15 protein-coding genes are annotated in these 19,468 nt (G+C 71.0%); 7 read left to right on the top strand and 8 right to left on the bottom strand.

All coding sequences use genetic code 11. The annotated features are described in order from the left end of the window. Positions 1-63 precede the first annotated feature (63 nt). The 4 genes from sucD to LY40_RS22220 form a co-directional block, all read right to left on the bottom strand. Positions 64-951 carry a succinate--CoA ligase subunit alpha gene (gene sucD / locus LY40_RS22235; RefSeq protein WP_183779483.1) on the bottom strand — a complete coding sequence of 296 codons (888 nt, stop codon included), beginning with the start codon at positions 949-951 and terminating at the stop codon, positions 64-66. 5 nt (positions 952-956) lie between these two features. Further along, positions 957-2,123 (bottom strand): ADP-forming succinate--CoA ligase subunit beta, encoded by a 1,167-nt coding sequence (sucC, locus tag LY40_RS22230; RefSeq protein ID WP_258938027.1) that lies wholly within the window; start codon positions 2,121-2,123, stop codon positions 957-959. Between the two features lie 256 nt (positions 2,124-2,379). After that, a complete protein-coding gene (locus LY40_RS22225; protein ID WP_258938026.1) occupies positions 2,380-4,185 on the bottom strand; it encodes a hypothetical protein in 1,806 nt (601 codons plus the stop codon). Continuing rightward, positions 4,182-4,376 (bottom strand): hypothetical protein, encoded by a 195-nt coding sequence (locus LY40_RS22220; RefSeq protein WP_258938025.1) that lies wholly within the window; start codon positions 4,374-4,376, stop codon positions 4,182-4,184. The genes LY40_RS22225 and LY40_RS22220 overlap by 4 nt, the downstream gene beginning before the upstream one ends. 1,118 nt (positions 4,377-5,494) lie before the next feature. On the opposite strand from LY40_RS22220, the gene LY40_RS22215 reads away from it, so the two are divergent. Then, positions 5,495-6,217, top strand: coding sequence for a M23 family metallopeptidase (locus LY40_RS22215; RefSeq protein ID WP_183784987.1), 723 nt, complete (start codon positions 5,495-5,497; stop codon positions 6,215-6,217). A gap of 924 nt (positions 6,218-7,141) precedes the next feature. On the opposite strand, the gene pcrA is transcribed toward LY40_RS22215, so the two are convergent. Beyond that, positions 7,142-9,568, bottom strand: a complete 2,427-nt coding sequence (gene pcrA / locus LY40_RS22210; RefSeq protein ID WP_258938024.1) for a DNA helicase PcrA — start codon at positions 9,566-9,568, stop codon at positions 7,142-7,144. Between the two features lie 220 nt (positions 9,569-9,788). Between pcrA and LY40_RS22205 the strand changes: the two genes are divergently transcribed. From LY40_RS22205 to LY40_RS22180, 6 genes are all read left to right on the top strand, one after another. Continuing rightward, positions 9,789-10,103 (top strand): chorismate mutase, encoded by a 315-nt coding sequence (locus LY40_RS22205; protein ID WP_183779494.1) that lies wholly within the window; start codon positions 9,789-9,791, stop codon positions 10,101-10,103. 155 nt (positions 10,104-10,258) lie between these two features. After that, entirely contained in the window at positions 10,259-10,573 is a 315-nt protein-coding gene (locus LY40_RS22200) for a hypothetical protein (protein WP_183779496.1), read from the top strand. A 379-nt stretch (positions 10,574-10,952) separates the two neighbouring features. Continuing rightward, complete coding sequence (locus LY40_RS22195) at positions 10,953-12,344, top strand: hypothetical protein (RefSeq protein ID WP_258938023.1); 1,392 nt, start codon at positions 10,953-10,955, stop codon at positions 12,342-12,344. 239 nt (positions 12,345-12,583) lie between these two features. Next, positions 12,584-12,967, top strand: a complete 384-nt coding sequence (locus LY40_RS22190; protein WP_183779500.1) for a hypothetical protein — start codon at positions 12,584-12,586, stop codon at positions 12,965-12,967. 198 nt (positions 12,968-13,165) lie between these two features. Then, positions 13,166-14,863 (top strand): serine/threonine-protein kinase, encoded by a 1,698-nt coding sequence (locus LY40_RS22185; RefSeq protein ID WP_258938022.1) that lies wholly within the window; start codon positions 13,166-13,168, stop codon positions 14,861-14,863. Between the two features lie 18 nt (positions 14,864-14,881). After that, on the top strand, positions 14,882-15,859 hold the full coding sequence (locus LY40_RS22180) for a serine/threonine-protein kinase (protein WP_258938021.1): 978 nt from the start codon (positions 14,882-14,884) through the stop codon (positions 15,857-15,859). Between the two features lie 148 nt (positions 15,860-16,007). Here the strand turns inward: LY40_RS22180 and LY40_RS22175 are convergent, their stop codons facing one another. From LY40_RS22175 to LY40_RS22165, 3 genes are all read right to left on the bottom strand, one after another. Next, complete coding sequence (locus LY40_RS22175; RefSeq protein ID WP_258938020.1) at positions 16,008-16,946, bottom strand: DMT family transporter; 939 nt, start codon at positions 16,944-16,946, stop codon at positions 16,008-16,010. 166 nt (positions 16,947-17,112) lie between these two features. Next, on the bottom strand, positions 17,113-17,850 hold the full coding sequence (locus LY40_RS22170; RefSeq protein WP_372497712.1) for a response regulator: 738 nt from the start codon (positions 17,848-17,850) through the stop codon (positions 17,113-17,115). Further along, positions 17,847-19,463, bottom strand: coding sequence for an ATP-binding protein (locus tag LY40_RS22165; RefSeq protein WP_258938019.1), 1,617 nt, complete (start codon positions 19,461-19,463; stop codon positions 17,847-17,849). Before LY40_RS22165 ends, LY40_RS22170 begins: the two co-directional genes overlap by 4 nt. Positions 19,464-19,468 lie beyond the last annotated feature (5 nt).

The raw sequence follows: 19,468 nt of genomic DNA, 5'->3' as shown, positions 1-19,468 counted from the left end.
GCCTCACGGCCTCACCGGCGCTCCGGCCGGCCGCGCAGCCGTGGAGTGCGGAGCCGCGTGCGCTCACAGAGCCTTGTACAGCTCCCGCGCCAGGTCGGCAGTCTCGGTCGGCGTCTTGCCGACCTTCACGCCTGCGGCCTCGAGCGCTTCCTTCTTGGCCTGCGCCGTGCCCGCGGAGCCCGACACGATGGCGCCGGCGTGGCCCATCGTCTTGCCCTCGGGCGCGGTGAAACCGGCGACGTAGCCGACGACCGGCTTCGTGACGTTGGCCTTGATGTAATCGGCCGCGCGCTCCTCGGCGTCGCCACCGATCTCACCGATCATCACGATGACGTCGGTCTCCGGGTCGGCCTGGAACGCCTCGAGCGCGTCGATGTGCGTGGTGCCGATGATCGGGTCACCGCCGATGCCGACGCAGGTGGAGAAGCCGATGTCACGCAGCTCGTACATCATCTGGTACGTCAGCGTGCCCGACTTCGACACCAGGCCGATCTTGCCGGGGCCGGTGATGTTCGCCGGGATGATGCCCGCGTTGGACTGCGACGGCGAGATGATGCCCGGGCAGTTCGGCCCGATGATGCGGGTCTTGTTGCCCTTCGACTTGGCGTGCGCCCAGAAGTAGGCCGCGTCGTGCACCGGGATGCCCTCGGTGATGACGACGGCCAGGCCGATCTCGGCGTCGATGGCCTCGATGACCGCGTCCTTGGCGAACTTCGGCGGCACGAAGATGACGCTGACGTCGGCGCCCGTCTCCTTCATGGCCTCGCCGACGGAGCCGAACACGGTCAGCTCCTGCTCGGCGATGGTGACGGTCTGACCGGCCTTGCGAGCGTTGACACCGCCGACGATGTTCGTGCCCGCGGCGATCATCTTGGTCGCGTGCTTGGTGCCCTCGGACCCGGTGATGCCCTGGACGATGACCTTGCTGCTGGAATCGAGGAAGATCGACATGTCTCTTACGCTCCTGCCGCCAGCTCGGCGGCCTTGTCCGCCGCGTTGTCCATGGTGTCCACCTGCGTGACCAGCGGGTGGTTGGCGTCGTTGAGGATGCGGCGGCCTTCCTCGACGTTGTTGCCGTCCAGGCGCACGACGAGAGGCTTGGTCGCGTCGTCGCCCAGGATCTTCAGCGCCTCGACGATGCCGCTGGCGACCGCGTCGCAGGCGGTGATGCCGCCGAAGACGTTGACGAACACGCTCTTGACGTCCGGGTCGCCGAGGATGACGTCCAGGCCGGCGGCCATGACCTCGGCCGACGCGCCGCCGCCGATGTCGAGGAAGTTCGCCGGCTTCACGTTGCCGTGGTTCTCGCCCGCGTAGGCGACGACGTCGAGGGTCGACATGACGAGACCGGCACCGTTACCGATGATGCCGACCTGACCGTCGAGCTTGACGTAGTTGAGGTCCTTCGCCTTGGCCTTCGCCTCGAGCGGGTCCTCGGCCTCCTTGTCGACGAGCTCCTCGTGGGCCGGGTGCCGGAAGTCGGCGTTCCCGTCGAGAGTCACCTTGCCGTCGAGGGCGACGATCTTGTCCTGCGGGTCGCGCACCAGCGGGTTGATCTCGACCAGCGTGGCGTCCTCGGCCACGAAGGTCTCCCACAGCTTGACGACGACGTCCGCGGCCTCGTCCTTGACCGCCTCGGGGAACTTGCCCTGCGTGAGGATGTCGAGGGCCTTCGCCTTGTCGACACCTTCGAGCGGGTCGATCGCCACTCGCGCGAGCGCGTCGGGACGCTCCACGGCGAGCTGTTCGATCTCCACGCCGCCTTCGGCCGAGGCCATCGCGAGGAAGGTGCGGTTCGCGCGGTCGAGCAGGAACGAGAAGTAGTACTCCTCGGAGATGTCCGACGCCTCGGTCACCAACACCCGCCGCGTGATGTGACCCTTGATGTCCAGACCGAGGATGGCCTCGGCCTTCTCCTTCGCCTCCGCGGAGTTCTCGGCCAGCTTGACGCCGCCCGCCTTACCGCGGCCGCCGGTCTTCACCTGCGACTTGACGACGACCTGCCCGCCGATCTTCTCGGCCGCGGCCTGTGCTTCTTCCGGGGTGCTCGCCACGGCGCCGGGCAGTACCGGCACGCCGTGGGCGGCGAAGAGATCCTTCGCCTGATATTCGTAGAGGTCCACTACTTCAGTCTCCTGACGACACACGCCACTCTGGTTTGCAAGACATGATGGTTTTACAAACCGTGCTGCCGGACGTGAACGACCCTATCGAGCCACCCGCGACACGCCGCGGCCACCTCCGGTGAACTCGGTCACCGGACCGCCTCTGAGCTGGGGAATGTGGCGCAGATCGCCTTCGGCTGAAACCATTCAGCGCACACGTCCGCGCGGTTACCGAAGAGTAGGTCGACGTGGTGCGTCCGGCGATGCCGCGGCATTATCGTTTCCGCCTTCCGCCCTGGGCGTCCGCGTCCTCTCGCACGGGCCGTACGAGCGCCGCCGCCATGGCGGCCACCAGCACCGCAATCACCGTCGCGAACGCGAACCAAAACCCCGGTCCCGCACTCACCCCCGCGATCTCCCCGCGGCTCAGCGGGAACGACGCCGCGTGCAGTGCGAGAACCGCGCCGACGCCGCACAGCAGGCCGACCGCCGGGGCCTGCCTGCTCCGGGCCGCCAGGACGAGCGCTCCGACCGTGACGGCCGCCCCGGCGAGCAGCCCCCACGACGGCGTGCCGAAACGAGCCCACAGGCCTGCCGGGACGTAGTCGGGCGCGGTGAACACGGGCATGCCGAACCCCACGACCGTCAGGACTCCGGCGACGGCCAGCGCAGCGAGCAGTACGGCCGACATCCGCCCACCCCCGGAACCGGCGCCGTCGTCGGCGCTGCCGTCGTCGGCATCATCGAGGCCGGCGTCATCGAGGTCGTCCCGTTCCACGGCACCTGCGACCACGGACGAACACGCAGCCACGGCAGCAGCGACCATCGCCACCCACGTCCAGACCACGCCGGGACCGGAGGATGCGACACCGCCGGCCGAGCCGGTCGCGATCACCGCGGTGTCCAGGACGGCGGTGCCGGCGACGAGCACGGCGACCCACGCCACGGACAACACGGGCCGGACGAGTACCGCGATCCGCGGCACGAACATCGCCGCACCCAGCACCCCGACGACGACGCCTGCCGCCAGCAGCGACCACCGGGCCGGACTCTCCGGCGCCGCGATCGGCCCCTGCGTCTCCAGCTGCGGGGTCACGGCGCCGATCACCGCGCACGCGCCCGCGGCGAGGGCGGCGGCACCCGCTCCCGCCCGCAGCCGCACGCTGCCCGGCAACCGCATCTCCGCCTCGCCGGTGTCGGGGACGTCGGCCGCGGGAATGCGCACTAGTGCTGCGACGACGAGCACCGCCAGCCCGACGAGCGCCACCACCGGCCCCGCGGCCAAGCCCACCGTGCCGATGCCGAGCGCCGCGACCACCGCGGGCACGGCCACCGCCGCTCCGCCCGCGGCCGCACCGAGGAGACCCCCGCGCATCAGGTCCGAGTCTCCCGACGACACCGCGATCGCCGCGGTCACCGGGAGCGCCGCGGCGACCAGCAGGTACCCGGCCATCGCGACGACCGGCCCTTCGAACGCGTTCTGCGCCAGCAGATACACCTCTGTCGATGTGAACGGCTGCATCACCAGGCCGATCCCGGCCACCACGGCCGCGGACACGGCGACGGCGAGCCGCCTTCCCGGATCGCCCGCGTCACCGGCGGCCACCTCGCCCGCGGCACCCGCACGGGACCGCAGGGCCAGCACGCCGGCCACCACGGTCAGCACGTGTCCCGCGACGAGCAGCCACAGCCCCGGCGCCGCGGAATGGGCGTACAGATCCGACGGCAAGTACAGCTCGGGACGTGAGGCCCGCGACGGGTCGGCGGCGAGTTGCAGGTCCAGCACCGCCCTGCCCGGAGCCAGCGCGGCAGCGCCGGCAAGCACCCCGGCGGCCGAGACCGTGCCGCCCCGCAGGGCGAACGCCGCGGCCAGCGCGAGCGGCAGCACCGCGAGCACCACCAGGACCACCGGACCGGTGGCCAGGCCGCGTTCGCCGCCGTCGACGACGGGCACCAGGGCGCCCGCGGTCAGCGACAGAAAGGCCAGCACCGACGCCGCCAACGCCGCGGGCAGGGCCGGCGCCGCACCGCTCGCACGAAGGTCCCGCAGAACGCCCTCGTCACGCGCTTCCGGGGTCACCGCCGTACCGCCCGCCGACGCGACACCCGCCGAGACATGGCCTCGCCGCACAGGGCCTTTCCGTACAGGTCCTCGCCGTACAGGTCCTCGCCGTACGGCACGCGCCGCCACGAGGCCGACGGCCACACAGCGAGGACGGCATCGCCGGCGGCCACGGCACCACCGGAGGTGACAGCATCACCAGAGGTCACATCCCCGGAGGCGACAGCACCGGTAGCCGCATCACCGGCTACCACCGGACCGCCGGGGACGGTGGCACCGCCTGAGGTCGTGGCACCACCGGGAACGGCATCACCGGGGACGGCCACGCCAGGGGCAGCGGCATCACTGAAGCAGCGACGCCGCGCGAAGAAGGACCGGGAAACCGTCATCGACGTCGACGCTAGCAACGGAGCGACCCGGCGGCCGATCCGACCGACGTCCCCGGCGCGCGTCCCCACTCCATCACCCTTCCGCTCGCCTTTCGTCCGCCCTCCTTGTGACGTCCTTACTACTGCGCCTCCTCGGTGGCGCAGTCCTCGGTAGTGCCCTACCTGGTGGCGCACCAGGAGGCGCCGTCCATCACGCCGCCGCAACGGCGGCCCGGAAGTGCGCCGGCCCCGAACAGGATCAGCCCAGAACGGCATCGACCCGGAAGGACGGACCCCGAAAGACACCGACCCGGAACAACACCGGATCCCACGTCCGCACTCGCCCCACAACACCGGGTCCACAAACACCGGGGCCGACAACACCGGGGCCGACAGCACCGGGGCCGACAGCACCGGGGCCGACAGCACCGGGGCGCAGCACCGGCCCGTGGCGTCCCGCGGCCACCCTGCGCGAGCGCCGTGGGCCCCGATGTCCAGACCACGGTTGCCCGGATGTAACCCAACTCACACGAGTAGACCAATTGCCGCCGTACCTTGCGTGATCGCACCCGGCGGACACCGCGCCGATCGTCCCCGTCCGGTCGATAGACACGGCGAGGCCTTGCCCCTTGCGGCGGCACTTCGTTACTGTCCCGCAGTCCCCATTACGGTCAGATCACGGACATTGCGTGGTGGTCCGCCTCCCCGAGAGGCCGGTACCGCTGCCAGGGCGATCACCCCCGAGGTCGTCCACCGGGTTCCCCCGCCCGGCGTTCGCGAACTGACTCCCCCGAGTAACGGAAGAGGCCCCTGCCTTGGCTCGACACCGCTCTCATAGCGGCCAAGCCACCTCGCCTGCGCTTGAAGACGCGCTGGACGGAATGGATGACGACTCGTTCGTCCGCACGCGTGGCGCCCACCGGCTGCCCGCGCCGTCCTCGGCGCTGCGCGGTCGTGTGATGGTCGCGGCCGTCGCCGCTGGCGCGTTCGCCGCTGCCGCGGCGGGTCAGACCCTCCAAAACACCTCCTCCAACGAAGCTCAGTCCGGTTCCGTGGACACCAGCACGGATGTGACGCCGCTGGCGAACTCCCATGACGCGAGTGCGGCCATGGGAATGGGTGGCGACGCCCCGGTCGCCACTCCCCAGCTGCTCCAGGTGCGGGACACGGCCGACAAGGCCGCCGCCACGACCGAGGCTCAGAAGCTGAACCGGAGCGCCAAGGTCACCGACAAGCGCCTGGCCGCCGAGGCCGAGGCCCGTCGACTCGCCGAGATCGAGGCTTCCCGCCCGAAGGTGGTCAAGCCCGCCGAGGGTGTTTTCACCTCCGGCTTCGGCGCCCGGTGGGGAACGACCCACTACGGCATCGACCTCGCCAACTCCATCGGCACCCCGATCGTCTCCGCCGTCGACGGCACGGTCATCGAGGCAGGTCCGGCCAGCGGTTTCGGCCAGTGGGTGAAGGTGCAGCGCGACGACGGCATCGTCACGGTCTACGGCCACGTCTCCAGCTTCTCGGTCCACGAGGGACAGCGGGTGAAGGCCGGCGACGAGATCGCCCTGATGGGCAACGAGGGCCAGTCGACCGGTCCGCACCTGCACTTCGAGGTCTGGAACTCCGACGACGGCGAGAAGATCGACCCGTCGACATGGCTCGCCGAGAACGGCATCCACGTCGGCTGACCGACTCCCCTCGCAACCGGCACACCCCGCCACACTCCCGAACCGGGTGACCGCGACACGCCCCGCCGCCGCGGCACACGGTGTCGCTGCAGCGCAGTCTGCCGATCCCGCACGTTCCACCGGTTCCGCACGCGCCGCCGATCCCACGGACTCGGCCGGTGCTACGTGTCCTGATGACCCCACGGGCGCTGCCGACATACCGCGCCGCCCCGACTCGGTGGCTGCTCTCGGTTCAACCCGCGCGGCGTCGCTCGACCGGCGACTCGTTCGGCAACCGGCGCAGAAAGTATCCGACGGCGACCTGCCAGACGGTGCAGAGCCTGCGGTCCTGACGGGGCCCGCACACGCGGCACCCGCCGTCCCCGGTGCGCTCGTGCAGCCGCAGGAGCAGCTGCCACGCGGCGACCAGTCGTTCGACCTCCGGAACCTGCCGGCCACACCGCGCGGACGCCCTGGCGGGTAATCCGCCGAGCACCTCGACGACCCCCGCGCGGACCGCCAGAAACCACCGCTCGGGCCCGATGTCGCCCCGCCGCGCCCGACGACCCCGATGCCGCGGGCGACCGCGGTCACGCAGTCTCCGCCGCGCGAACGCACCGCGGACATCCGCGCACACACGCGACCGAACACTTCTCGCCAGCGTCTCACCGTTCCTCGCGCGGTCCACACCTGTCATCCCCCATCGCCGACCTGCTACGAACTCCTGTTCGAGATAGAGGTTATCGCGAGGGGGCGACAGAATCGGAACTCGACGTCAGTCATCACCCGAACAGACGATCGAATGTCGCCTTCAACAGTGGACCAGCAACGGGAAGCGGCCCCCACGGGAACCACCGCGAACCACCCGGCACCCACCAGCACGTCGAACACCCCGGCCAGCGCGCCTCACCGGCCGTATTCCGGGCCACAGCCCCGAAATACGGCCTACAGCTTCACCATCGGCACGCTGCCGATCAGCATCAACCGCACCGTGCCCGCCGTGCCGAAATCGATCGTCGCCGTCGCGCGCGGGCCCGAACCGTCGGTCGACACGACCGTGCCGAGCCCGTACTTGTCGTGATTCACGCGGTCACCGGCATCGAGTTTCAGCGCGACCGTGTCCTTCCAGTCATTCCCCGCACCCTTGAACCCGGTCGTGCGCATACCGCCGGAGGCGATCCGCGACTGGGCCGAGTCCGAACCGGTTCCCGGCCTGCCGCCCCAGGTCGTCGCGGCTCGCGGCGAACCACCACCGCCCGACGAGGGGGCCTCACGGCGCCAGTCGATCAACTCGGCGGGAATCTCGTCGAGGAACCGCGACGCGGGATTGGCCGCGGGCTGACCCCACTGCGTCCGCACGAGCGCCCGCGAGACGTACAGCCGCTCACGCGCCCGCGTGATCGCGACGTACGCAAGCCTGCGTTCCTCGGCCAGTTCCTTCGGTTCGCCGAGCGCGCGCAGATGCGGGAAGACGCCGTCCTCCCAGCCGGTGCCGAACACGACCGGGTACTCGAGGCCTTTCGCGGTGTGCACCGTCATCAGCGTGACCACGCCCGCGTCGTCGGCCTCCTCGTCGTCGTCAGCGTCACCGCCGTCCGACTCGGGGATCGAATCCGCGTCGGCCACGAGCGACACCCGTTCGAGGAACGCGGGCAGCGAGCCCGGCTCCGGGACCCCCCCGTCGGGCTCCTCGTCGGCGTCCGGCTCCGGGGCGAGCGCGGCGGCCTCGGCGGCCGACTCGGTGAACTCGCGCGCGACCGTGACGAGCTCGTCGAGGTTCTCCAGCCGCGAGGCGTCCTGCGGATCGTCGGAGGCGTCCAGCTCGGCGCGGTATCCCGTGCGGTCGAGCACCGCCTCCAGGATGTCGGCGACCTCGACGCCGGAGTCGACCAGCTCGTACAGGCCGTCCAACAGCTCCACGAACGCCGTGATCGCCTTCCGCGAACGCGGGTTGAGCATCGGCACCTTGTCGGCGACCGCGTCCCGCAGCGCCGAGACGAACGAGATCCGCTCCCGCTCGGCGTGCGTGGCCACACACGCCTCGGCCCGGTCACCGATGCCGCGCTTGGGCACGTTCAGGATGCGCCGCAGGCTGACGGTGTCGTCCGGGTTCGCCAGCACCCGCAGGTACGCGAGCGCGTCGCGGACCTCCTTGCGCTCGTAGAACCGGACGCCGCCGACCACGCGGTACGGCAACCCGAGGCGGATGAAGATCTCCTCGAACACCCGAGACTGGTTGTTGGTGCGGTAGAACACGGCGACGTCGGAGTACTTCGCCACGCCCTGGTCGACCAGCTCGTCGATCTCACCCGCGACGAACGCCGCCTCGTCGTGTTCGTTGTCGGCGACGTAACCGACGACCTTCTCGCCGTCGCCCTCGGACGTCCACAGGCGCTTGTCCCTGCGGTTCGGGTTCCGCGAGATGACGGCGTTGGCCGCCGACAGGATCGTCTGCGTGGACCGGTAGTTCTGCTCGAGCAGGATGGTGCGGGCGTCCGGGAAGTCCCGTTCGAACTCCTCGATGTTGCGGATCGTCGCGCCGCGGAACGCGTAGATCGACTGGTCGGCGTCACCGACGACACACAGCTCCGCGGGTTCGACCCCGGACTCCGTCGGCTCCCTGCCGACCAGCTCACGCACCAACGTGTACTGCGCGTGGTTGGTGTCCTGGTACTCGTCGACCAGCACGTGCCGGAACCGGCGGCGGTAGTACTCGGCGACGTCGGGGAACACCTGGAACAGTTCGACCGTGCGCATGATCAGGTCGTCGAAGTCCATCGCGTTGGCCTGCGAGAGCCTGCGCTGGTACTCGACGTAGACCTCGGCGGCTCTGCGTTCGAAGTCGTTCGTCGCGTGCGAACCCGCCGACTCGGAGTCGATCAGCTCGTTCTTCAGGTTCGAGATGTGGGCGGCCAGCGCCCGCGGCTGGTACCGCTTCGAGTCGAGATCCAGGTCACGGGCCACGAGCGTGAGCAGCCTGCGCGCGTCGTCGGCGTCGTAGATGGAGAAGTTCGACGACATCTCGAGGGTCTTCGCCTCGCGCCGCAGCACCCGCACGCACATCGAGTGGAACGTCGACACCCACATCGCGCCGGACCGGCGGCCGACCAGTTCGCCGACCCGCTCCCGCATCTCGGCGGCGGCCTTGTTGGTGAACGTGATCGCCATGATCTGCCCGGGGTGCGCACTCCGGGCGGCCAGCAGGTACGCGATCCTGCGGGTGAGCACCCTGGTCTTGCCGGAGCCGGCACCGGCGACCACCAGCAAGGGCACGCCCGCGTGCTCGACGGCGGCGCGTTGCGCCGGGTTCAGGTCGCCGGTCAGATCGGCGTGGGAGCCCTGGTCCGGGGGAAGATCGAAGAGGGTGCTCATTGTGACTTCACGCTACCTCGCACCCCTGACACGGCCGGAATGTGCCATACTCGCGCCGTGGTCAACGCTACGTGCCGATTTTTCTACGGGACCCGGACTCCGGCTCCCGTGATCGCGTGCTGACCCAGCCATCACCTCAAGCCCCGGAGTCCTCGGACCCGGGGCTTTCGTCGGCTCGGGGTCCGGGTCCGGAGCCACGCCGACACGACCGGAGGGTCACATGAACGCCCAGACTCACAATGATTCGCAGGCCGCCGACGCGCAGTCGGCCGATGCGCCGGCCGCCGAGAGCGAGTCGACGATCGACGACCTGCGCCAGGAGATCGACTGGCTCGACGCCGAGATCCTGCGCCTGATCAAACGCCGTGCCGAGGTCTCCCGGACGATCGGGGCCGCGCGGATGGCCGCGGGCGGCCCGCGCATCGTCTACAACCGTGAGATGGACGTGCTCGCCCGCTATCGCGAGCTCGGCCCGGAGGGCAGGCAGCTCGCGCTCGCCCTGCTGAACCTCGGCCGCGGCAGGCTCGGGCACTGACACCGGGCCCGGCCGGGCGTCAACGCGCGGCCGGTGATCCGCCGGTGCGGTGCGGCCCGCCGACCGGCCACCCCGACCCGGTTCCGACCTACCCGCGGTAGAGGCCACACACTTCCGCCCACCGGCACGTCACCGCATTCGGGCACACTGGACACATGGAAACGATCATCAACCTGATCGCCGTCGTGGCCGCTCTCGCCAGCGTCCTCGCGGCGCTCGGTCACACGGGTTATCTGGCGCTGCTCAACAGTGCGGCGACCAAGCGAGCGGGCGGCGGGCCGATCGCCGACTACGTGCGCAGCCGCTGGCCGGTCGCGGGCGGCACGACGGTCGCGTCCCTGCTGGCGCTGCTGTTCACCGCGGGCGGCCCTTTCCTCGACGTGGTGGCGATCCTCGTCGCCGTGGGCAGCGGGGCCGTCGCGACGAAGGCGTTGCAGTCCACCCGGACCAAGTACCGCTCCGGCAACTGACGCAGTCGCTTACACAGTGAAACCAGGGTGCGCCCGGTGGAGTGATATCGGTGCACTAACGGTTCCAAGCTCCACGAACGGCGGCTGAAGCTCCTACCCTGGTTCGAGTGAGGGTTTCGAGGGGCACCGTGCGCGCTGCAAGTTGCCGCGCACGTGCATACGGCCGTGCAGTTGCGCGTGCCCCGAGCCCCGAATCCGGCGTGGCCACCCGCACCCCCGGCCGCCGCCGGCCTGTGCGCAGCGAAAACCGCGGCACGACCGGCCCGGATCACGACACGATAGACCCGGGCCGGCGCACAACCACCCCGGGCGCTGCTCCGTTCGGACGAAACGGGGCGTCCCCGGCGTCAGGAGGCACGCGGGAAGGGGTCCGCACCACATGACCGCCGGCTCGCGCGACGCATTCGACTTCTTCGACCCGACCCGGACCACAACCGATCACGCCTCGGGCGGAGGCCGTTCACGCGGTCGCCACGCCCGGAACGACGACCCCACCCCACCCGGCGACGACCGGGCCGAGGGGTCGATGTCGGGCACCCTGCCGTCGATCCCGGCGCAGGGAACTCCGCCCGCCGAGCCGGCCCACCCCACCGAGACCACCGCGCCGATCTCGGCCGTGCCGGCGCCGCAGGCGGGCACCGCCGAGAGCGCAGGCCCGCAAGCGGCCACGGCCGCGCACCGGTACGCACCACCGCCGAAGAGCAGCGGGTCGTACGCAGGGGCCGCGAGCGAAGGGACGCCGCACGTCGGCTCGCCCGCGCGCAGCGGGCACGCTGGCGGGCAGGTGCCCGTGCGCCGACAGCGTGTCGCGCTGTCGGAGACCCCGGCACAGGCCGCCTCCGGCACCGCATCCCGTCCCGAGCCATCCACACCCGCCACGCCCGGACCGAAACCCGGCGGGACCGACGTCAACGAAGCCGACGACGGCGCGAGCGTGCACCCCGTCGACGGGCTGGGCACGTTCGACCTGGGATCGGTGCCCGCCTCGGTCACCCCGCCGTCGACGTGGCGGAAGGCGGCGTGGTTCGCGAGCCTGTCCTCCGGTGCGGTCGTCGTGGCGCTGCTCGTGGCGGGCACGCTGCTGGTCGGCCCGGACGAGCAGTCCGCGGCGGTCGACGGCTGGCCCGACCGCAACGGCGCCGTCGCACCACTGCTGCCCGAGGAACGCGACGACCGCGGCGGCAGGCACGAACAGGGCCCGCCCGGGACGTCGTCCACCTCCGAGTCCTCGTCCACCTCGGCCGGCCCGTCCGACACCCGCCACGGCACGGAGTCGCCGGCTCCCGTGCGCGACGGCAGGCCCCAGGGCGGCGCTCCTCGACCCACGGAGTCCGCCCCGCCGGGGTCCAACCCGCCGGGGTCGAACCCGCCGAGCGGCCCACCGTCCGGGTCCGCCCCGCCGTCGGCGTCGCCGACGAAGCCGTCACCCACTCCTGCGTCCACGTCGACGTCCAACCGGGTGTACTTCGGCAGGGCGCACGACACCGAGGCCATGGCCCAGCGGTCGCAGGCGTTCTTCGATCGGGTGACCGAGGATCCGCGGGCCGCACACGAGTTGACCAGCGGTGAACTGCGCGAGCAGGGTGCCGAGGGGCTCGAGCGCACATACGCCGGCATCGCATACTTCGAGGTCGAGCACATCGCGATCGACCAGTACGAGGGCGTCTCGGACAACACCCTGCGGGTGACGTACGAGGACGGCAGCACGGCCCGGCAGACTCGCCGGCTGACGTTCGACGACTCCGAGAAGATTTCCGCCGACGGGACGTGATCACGGGAGATTCCCCACGTCGGGGCCACTTTCCTGCACATTCCGTCGCACATCCGGATGCACGTGCATGCGTTGAGCGGTCGCAAATTGCTCTAACCGAGTGATCTCGATGACCGCTCGTCGTACGGCCTCAACCCTCCACCGACACGGCCTGGTGATCGACGACGACAGCCGGTTACCTGGTTGGCAGGGGTCCGCACGAAACCGAACCACGAGACGGAGCAGACAGGGCCGAAACAGTGCACGAGCGCCGACACGCGAGCGAGGACTGCGTCGCAGTCGAGGACGTCATCGACCGGGAGATCCTGGACGACGACCTCGTCGACGACGCCTACCTTCGCGAGGCCCTCGCCGAGCCCGGCCGGTACCTGCCCCCGCCCAGCGTGCAGGCCAACCGCGAGCCCGAGCCGGTGACGGCGGACCCCGAACCGGAACACCCCGTCGCGCGCCGCGCGAAGCTGATCGCACTCATCGTGGCGACGCTGATGGTCGTCGCATCCATCATCGCCGCCGCAGTCGTCACCGGTGAGGATGACAACACCGCCGCAGGTGCCGCCGCATCGCTACCCAGAGCAGCCGCGACAGAGCCGGTATCATTCGTCTCGGTGGCACAACCTTTCTAAACGCCGCGCGTCCTTCTGGGCGGAGCGAACTACCGTGCGCGCCAGTGCCGCCTTCGTGTGCACAGCGTGAGCGGCCTAACCTGTGCTGAGTGGTCGAGACGCTCGACGGCTGCGTCTCCGGACCACACCCAGCCAGCTCGGTCGGATCGGTGTGCCTACGCTCCACCACCGGAGACACCAGCCCCCGAAGGAGGTCGCGTGAGCGACGAAGGTCGCCTGATCGCGGGCCGCTACCGTGTCTTGAGCCGGATCGGTTCCGGCGCCATGGGCGCCGTGTGGATGGCGCAGGACGAACTGCTGCACCGCACGGTCGCCATCAAGCAGCTCCTGCTCCAGTCCGGACTCGAAGAGCACGAGATCGACGACGCGCGCGCCCGCACGATGCGCGAGGCACGGATCGCGGCGCGACTCCACCACCCGAACGCCATCAGCGTCTTCGACGTCGTCACCGACGACAGCGGCCAGCCGTGCCTGGTGATGGAGTACCTCGAGTCGACGAGCCTCGCCCAGGAGCTCCAGGGCGGCCGGACCCTGGCGCCGACCGACGTCGCCCAGATCGGCGCCCAGGTGTCCGCGGCACTGAAGGCCGCGCACGCGGTCGGCATCGTCCACCGCGACATCAAGCCGGGCAACATCCTGCTCGCGCCGAACGGCATGGTGAAGCTCACCGACTTCGGCATCTCACGTGCCAAGGACGACGTCACGGTCACCAAGACCGGCATGATCGCCGGCACCCCCGCCTACCTGGCCCCCGAGGTGGCCATCGGCGGCGACCCCGGACCCGAGTCCGACATCTTCTCGCTCGGGTCGACGCTGTACGCCGCGACCGAGGGCCAGCCGCCGTTCGGCCTGTCCGAGAACACGCTCAGCCTGCTGCACGCCGTCGCGGCGGGGCAGATCAACCCGCCGCGCCAGTCCGGCCCGCTGACCAGCGTGCTCGCCGTCATGCTGCACCCCGAGACGCAGCACCGGCCCACCGCAGAGGAATGTGAGGAGCTGCTCGAAGCCGTCTCCCACGGTGAGACGCCTCTCGGCGGCCCTGCCGACGAGCAGGACGATGCCGACCGCACGTCGGTGCTCGGCACCGCAGGTGCCGCGGCCGCCGGTGGCGCGATCGGCGGCGCCCTGGGTGCCGGGGTCGCAGGTGCCGCGGGCGCCGGGGAGGACCTGCCCGCGGGGCACTCCGGCACACTCGGCTCCGGCGCGGGTGGTCACTACGACGACCACGGCGGTTACGACGACTACGCCGCGGCCGGCGGTTATCCCGTGCACGACTACCCCGAGCACGACTACGACGATCCGGCGTACCCGGCGACCGCCTACGACAGCTACGGCGACTACGACGAACGCACCCGCGTCGCGGCCGCTGCTGGCTACGGCGCTTACCCGGACGATCCGTACGACCACGATCCCTACGACGACCCGGACGGCACGCGCGTGGCAGCCGCCGGAGGCGGTGCCGGTGTCGCAGGCGCCGGGGCGGTCGACGAGGACGACGAGAAGCCCAAGTGGAAGGTGCCCGCCCTGGTCGGCGGTCTCGTCGTGGTCGGCCTGGCCGCGTTCGCGGTGTGGCTGTTCAGCGGCCCGAGCGGCGACGACCCGGAACCCGCGGGCAACCCCGCACCGGCCACGACGTCGACGTCGCAGCCCACGAGCTCGTCGGAACCGACGACGAGTTCGCCGGAGCCGACGACGGAGGAGCCGACGTACGTCGAGCCGGAGCCGACCTACGAGGAGCCGGAGCCGACGTACGAGGAACCGACGTCCAGCTACGTCGAGCCCGAACCGACGACGGAGCCGTCGCCGGAGCCGCCGCCCTCCTCCGAGGAACCGCCGCCGACGTCGTCGGACACGCCGGGACCGTCCGACACCAACACCACGACAATGGTTCCCTGACCAGGCCCGAGGCACTGTGTGAACTACGCGGAAGGCACTGTCGTCGGTAAGCGGTACCGGCTCGACCAGCCGATCGGACGCGGTCGGGCCGGCATCGTGTGGCTGGCGTTCGACACGATGCTGCACCGGACGGTTGCGGCGAAACAGCTCTACATCGACCCGTCGCTGACCGGCGAGGCGGCCGACCACGCCCGCCGGACGGCGCTGCACGAGGCGCGCCAGGCCACGCGGGTCGTGCACGCGGGAGCGGTCGCCGTGTACGACGCCGTGCGGTACGAGAGCGACGTGTGGGCGATCATGGAGTACGTGCCGTGCCGCAACATGGCCGACTTCCTCGCCGAACACGGGGAGCTGACCCCGCAACAGGCGGCGTACCTCGGTCACCGGCTGGGTGCGGCGCTGGCCACGGCCCACGCGATCGGCGTGACGCACCGGGCCGTCGAACCCGGGAACGTCCTGCTGTGCGACGACGGCGGAGTCAAACTCACCGACATCGGCCTGTCCCAGCCGCCCGCCGATCCGGCCTACCGCGCACCCGAACTGGCCAAGGGCGTCGAACCGTCACCCGCGTCGGACGGCTTCTCGCTCGGCGCGATGCTGTTCGCCGCGGTCGAGGGAGTGCCACCGTTCGGCGAGGACGGCACGGGAACACCGGTCGTGCCGCGCCGCTGCGGCGCACTGACCGGAGCGCTGTTGAAACTGCTGCGCGACGACCCCGAGCTGCGGCCCACGATGCAGGACACCGTGCAGGCGCTGCGCGCGATCACGAAGGGCCGCGAACAGGGTCTCGTACCGCCGACGGCTCCGGCGATGCCGACGGTGCCGGTGCTGCCGCAGGTCGTCAGCGTGCCGGCACCGCCTCCACCACCCGCACCCCAGCGCACGGGTTCGATGGGCGCAGGTTCGATGAGCGCAGGGGCGATGCGCACGTGGCTGCTCGTCGGCGCGGCCGCCGTGCTGTTGGTGATCGTCGTCGTCCTCGTGCTCGTCCTCTGAACGTCGGCGTCACACTCGTCCGCCGAGCCGGCCGGTCCAGTCCGCTGAGCCCGCAGGCCCACCCGTTGACGCCGGCCAGTCGTCGCGGAGGACCCCGCCGCCAGTACCGATCGCGCCGCGGCGAACAACACCTCCACCTGCGAGCCGGTCAGCGCGTGAGGGACGGCTCGGGTTCGAGCACCGGCTCGGGCCTGCGCAGCGCGGCGCGGATGTGCGGCACGATCGAGAAACCCGCACCGGTCAGGCACAGCGCCCCGCCGACGACGGCCAGCAACGGCGGCACCTCCGCCAGCGCGATCCACGACAGCAGGACCACGAGCGCAGGCACGACCAACGACGACGAGCTGAGTACGCCCGCCGGGATGTTCTTCAGCGCGTAACCCCAGAAGTTGAACGCCAGCGCGGTCGGGAACAGGCCCAGGTAGACGACGGCCAGCACCGACCCGGGCGGCGCGGCCGGCAGGTCGTCGGCGAGGTCCCCGGAGAACGGGGTGCACGCCACCATCGCGCCGACGATGCCGATCAGCGTGACCGCGTACGAATCGCCGCCGGTCAGTCGCCATTTCTGCAGCAGCACGCTCCCGGCGTACAGCACCGCGGCGATCAACGACAGCACCACGCCCGCCATCGTCAGCTGGCCGGTCGTGGTGGCGAGGGTGATGACGACGATGCCGGTCATCGACACACCGATGCCGACGAACAACCGCGCGGGCAACCCCTCGCCGAGCAGCACTCCCGACGCCAGCGCGACCAGCAGCGGCGCGACGTTGACGAGCATGGCCGTGGTTCCCGCATCGATGTGGTGTTCGGCGAGGTTGAGCACGACCGTGTACACGCCGAACCAGGACACGCCCCACAGCAGGATCCAACCCCACGCCGCGGCCGTACGGGGCCACCGTGGCCGGTAGATCACCGCACCGATCGCCAACGCGACCGACGCGACGACCAGCCGCAGCAGCGCCATCGAACCGGCCGAGAAGTGCACGCCGACGCCGCGAATGACCACGAACGACGACGCCCACAACACCATGACGGCCAGCGCGGCGACCCACGGCAGTACGGCAGCTTTCCGGGACCCGAGGTGCATACCTTCAAGCTTCGCCCACCACAACTAATGAGGACAAGCGAACAGTTCTGAACCCTGTTTAAGTTAAACTACATTTTCAGGGTCCCCGAGGGCACCTTCGGGCGCTCAACGCCCCAAAGCTGCCCTTGGGGACATTCAGACGAGGACAGTGGTCCGTGGGGGGCGTTCAGACGAGGCGGCGGTCCGTGGCCCAGCGGGAGAGTTCGTAGCGGTTCGACAGCTGCGTCTTCCGCAGCACGCTCGACACGTGGGTCTCGACCGTCTTCACCGAGATGAACAGCTCCGACGCGATCTCCTTGTACGCGTAGCCACGCGCAAGGAGCCGCAGCACGTCCCGTTCCCGGGGCGTGAGCTGGTCCAGCTCGGGATCACTGATCGGTTCGGCACCCGGCCGCTCGGCGAACGCATCCAGCACGAATCCGGCCAACCGCGGCGAGAAGACCGCGTCACCGCCGGACACTCGCACGATCGCCTTCACCAGTTCCGCCGACGAGATCGTCTTCGTGACGTATCCGCGCGCACCGGCCCGGATGACCGCGATGACGTCCTCGGCCGCGTCGGACACCGACAGGGCGAGGAACACCACGTCCGGCAGCTCGCCGCGCAGCCGCCGCAGCACCTCCGCACCGCCACCGTCGGGCATGTGCACGTCGAGCAGCACCACCTGCGGCCGCATCCGCGTGATACCGGCGACGGCCTCGCCGACCGAACCCGCCTCGCCCACGACGCGGATCTCGTCGCTGATCGACTGCAGCTCCGCCTTCGCACCGGCGCGGAACAGGGCGTGGTCGTCGACGAGGAACACCGTCACGGGCCCGGGCGACTGCTGGCCCGCCAGCTCCGTGTCGCCACCGGTCTCGGCGGGGCCGTCGGTGCTGGTGTGGCCCGTGTCGTCGGTCGTCATGAGGCTGCCCCCTGTGCTGCTCGGTCGGATGCGTGCGCGGCGTGGCGGTCGTGCGCGGCGGCGGTTCCCGTGTCGCCGCCCGCGCCGCCGCTGCCGGTGTCGGTGCTGCCCGCGCCGGACGCGCGCGGCATTTCGAGCTGAATCTCGGTGCCCTCGCCGGGACTCGTGCGCACCCGGCAGGTGCCGCCGCCACGTTCCATCCTGCCCCGGATCGAGTCGGAAAGCCCGTGGCGGTCGTCGGGCACGGCGTCGGGGTCGAACCCGGAGCCGCGGTCGCGGACGAACGCCGTCACCGACGTGGGTTCCACCTCGGCGTAGACACTGACCTCGTCGACCCCGGCGTGTTTGGCAGCGTTGACGATGGCCTCGCGCGCGGCCTGCACGAGAGCGGTGAGGCCGTCGTCGAGTTCGACGTCGCCGACGACGACCTGCTGCACCGAGATGGCGAACGTGTCCTCGATCTCGCCGCACGCCGCTGCGACGGCCTGCGCGAGCGTGGCCGGCGCCGACTCCGTATCGCCCACGGCGCCGTCGGCGGGCGCAGTGCCGTCGCGGTTCCCGGAGCCGTCGCGGTTCCCGGAGCCGTCGCGGTTCCCGGAGCTGTCGCGGGTCGGGGTGCCGTAGCCGTTCGGACCGTAGAGCCACGCGCGCAGCTGACGTTCCTGGCCACGGGCCAGCCGGGTGACCTCGCGCGGATGGTCGGAGCGCTTCTGAATGAGCGCAAGCGTTTGCAGCACGGAATCGTGCAGGTGGGCTGCGATCTCGGCACGCTCCTCGGTGCGGATGCGCGCGCGGCGTTCATCACCGAGGTCGCGCACCAGCCGCAGCCAGAACGGCACCGTCAGCAGGGCCACGCCGATGAGAGTCGCGAGCACGGAGACGAACGCGAACTGCACCTGGGCGAGGCCGCTTCCCCGCAGCATGATCATGCCGATGCCCGCGATGACCAGCACCACGCCCGCCAGCACGCGGATCGTCGCCGACACGCCCCCGCCGCCGAACACCACGCCGGCCACGCCGGACTTCGCGCCCTTGCGCCAGCGCCGCCGCTGCGTCTCGTCGGCCTCCCGCCACACGACGGCGACACCGACGAGCACCACCGCGACGGGCAGCCCCGCCCAACCGGTGAGCACGCCGCTGAGCACCCCGCCGACGACGGACAGCCCGACGCCGAGTGCGATCAGCCCGTAGGCCTGCTGGCGCTGGCGGCCGGTCAGCTCCTCGCGGGCGGTGTCGCGCCGTTCCTGCGGCACGAACGCCCACAACAGGCCGTAGGACATCAGCCCAAGGCCGCCGAGGCCCGCGAGCACGGCGAACGCGGCCCGCACCCACAGGACCTTGACGCCGAGGTGGTCGGCCAGGCCGCCCGCGACGCCGGCGAGCGCGCGCCCGCCACGCCTGCGGTACATCTTCGGGGGTGTCTGCCACGCGTCTCCGGCGCCGCCGTCGCCGCCGGTCACCGGGCCGGTGGGCAGTGCACCCGTGGCCTGCGCGCCCGTGGCCTGCGGGCCGTCGGCGGACACGCGGGTGCCGGCGTCCGGCGCGTCGGCCCCACCTGTCGGCCGTGACCTCGCCGGCCGCCCGTCCGCGGCTTGTTCCTGCACGTCATCCATGGTCG

It is taken from the genome of Prauserella salsuginis (genome assembly GCF_024648885.1).
Lineage (GTDB): Bacteria > Actinomycetota > Actinomycetes > Mycobacteriales > Pseudonocardiaceae > Prauserella > Prauserella salsuginis.
This window is presented reverse-complemented; position numbering and strand designations above follow the sequence as displayed.

Excerpts from the sequence above, each read along its gene's own strand:
- LY40_RS22205 (WP_183779494.1), top strand. The coding sequence starts at position 9,789 with ATGAACGCCCAGACTCACAATGATTCGCAGGCCGCCGACGCGCAGTCG.
- LY40_RS22215 (WP_183784987.1), top strand. The coding sequence starts at position 5,495 with ATGGTCGCGGCCGTCGCCGCTGGCGCGTTCGCCGCTGCCGCGGCGGGT.
- sucD (WP_183779483.1), bottom strand. The coding sequence starts at position 951 with ATGTCGATCTTCCTCGATTCCAGCAGCAAGGTCATCGTCCAGGGCATC.
- LY40_RS22175 (WP_258938020.1), bottom strand. The coding sequence starts at position 16,946 with ATGCACCTCGGGTCCCGGAAAGCTGCCGTACTGCCGTGGGTCGCCGCG.
- pcrA (WP_258938024.1), bottom strand. The coding sequence starts at position 9,568 with ATGAGCACCCTCTTCGATCTTCCCCCGGACCAGGGCTCCCACGCCGAT.
- LY40_RS22200 (WP_183779496.1), top strand. The coding sequence starts at position 10,259 with ATGGAAACGATCATCAACCTGATCGCCGTCGTGGCCGCTCTCGCCAGC.
- LY40_RS22170 (WP_372497712.1), bottom strand. The coding sequence starts at position 17,850 with ATGACGACCGACGACACGGGCCACACCAGCACCGACGGCCCCGCCGAG.
- LY40_RS22165 (WP_258938019.1), bottom strand. The coding sequence starts at position 19,463 with ATGGATGACGTGCAGGAACAAGCCGCGGACGGGCGGCCGGCGAGGTCA.
- LY40_RS22195 (WP_258938023.1), top strand. The coding sequence starts at position 10,953 with ATGACCGCCGGCTCGCGCGACGCATTCGACTTCTTCGACCCGACCCGG.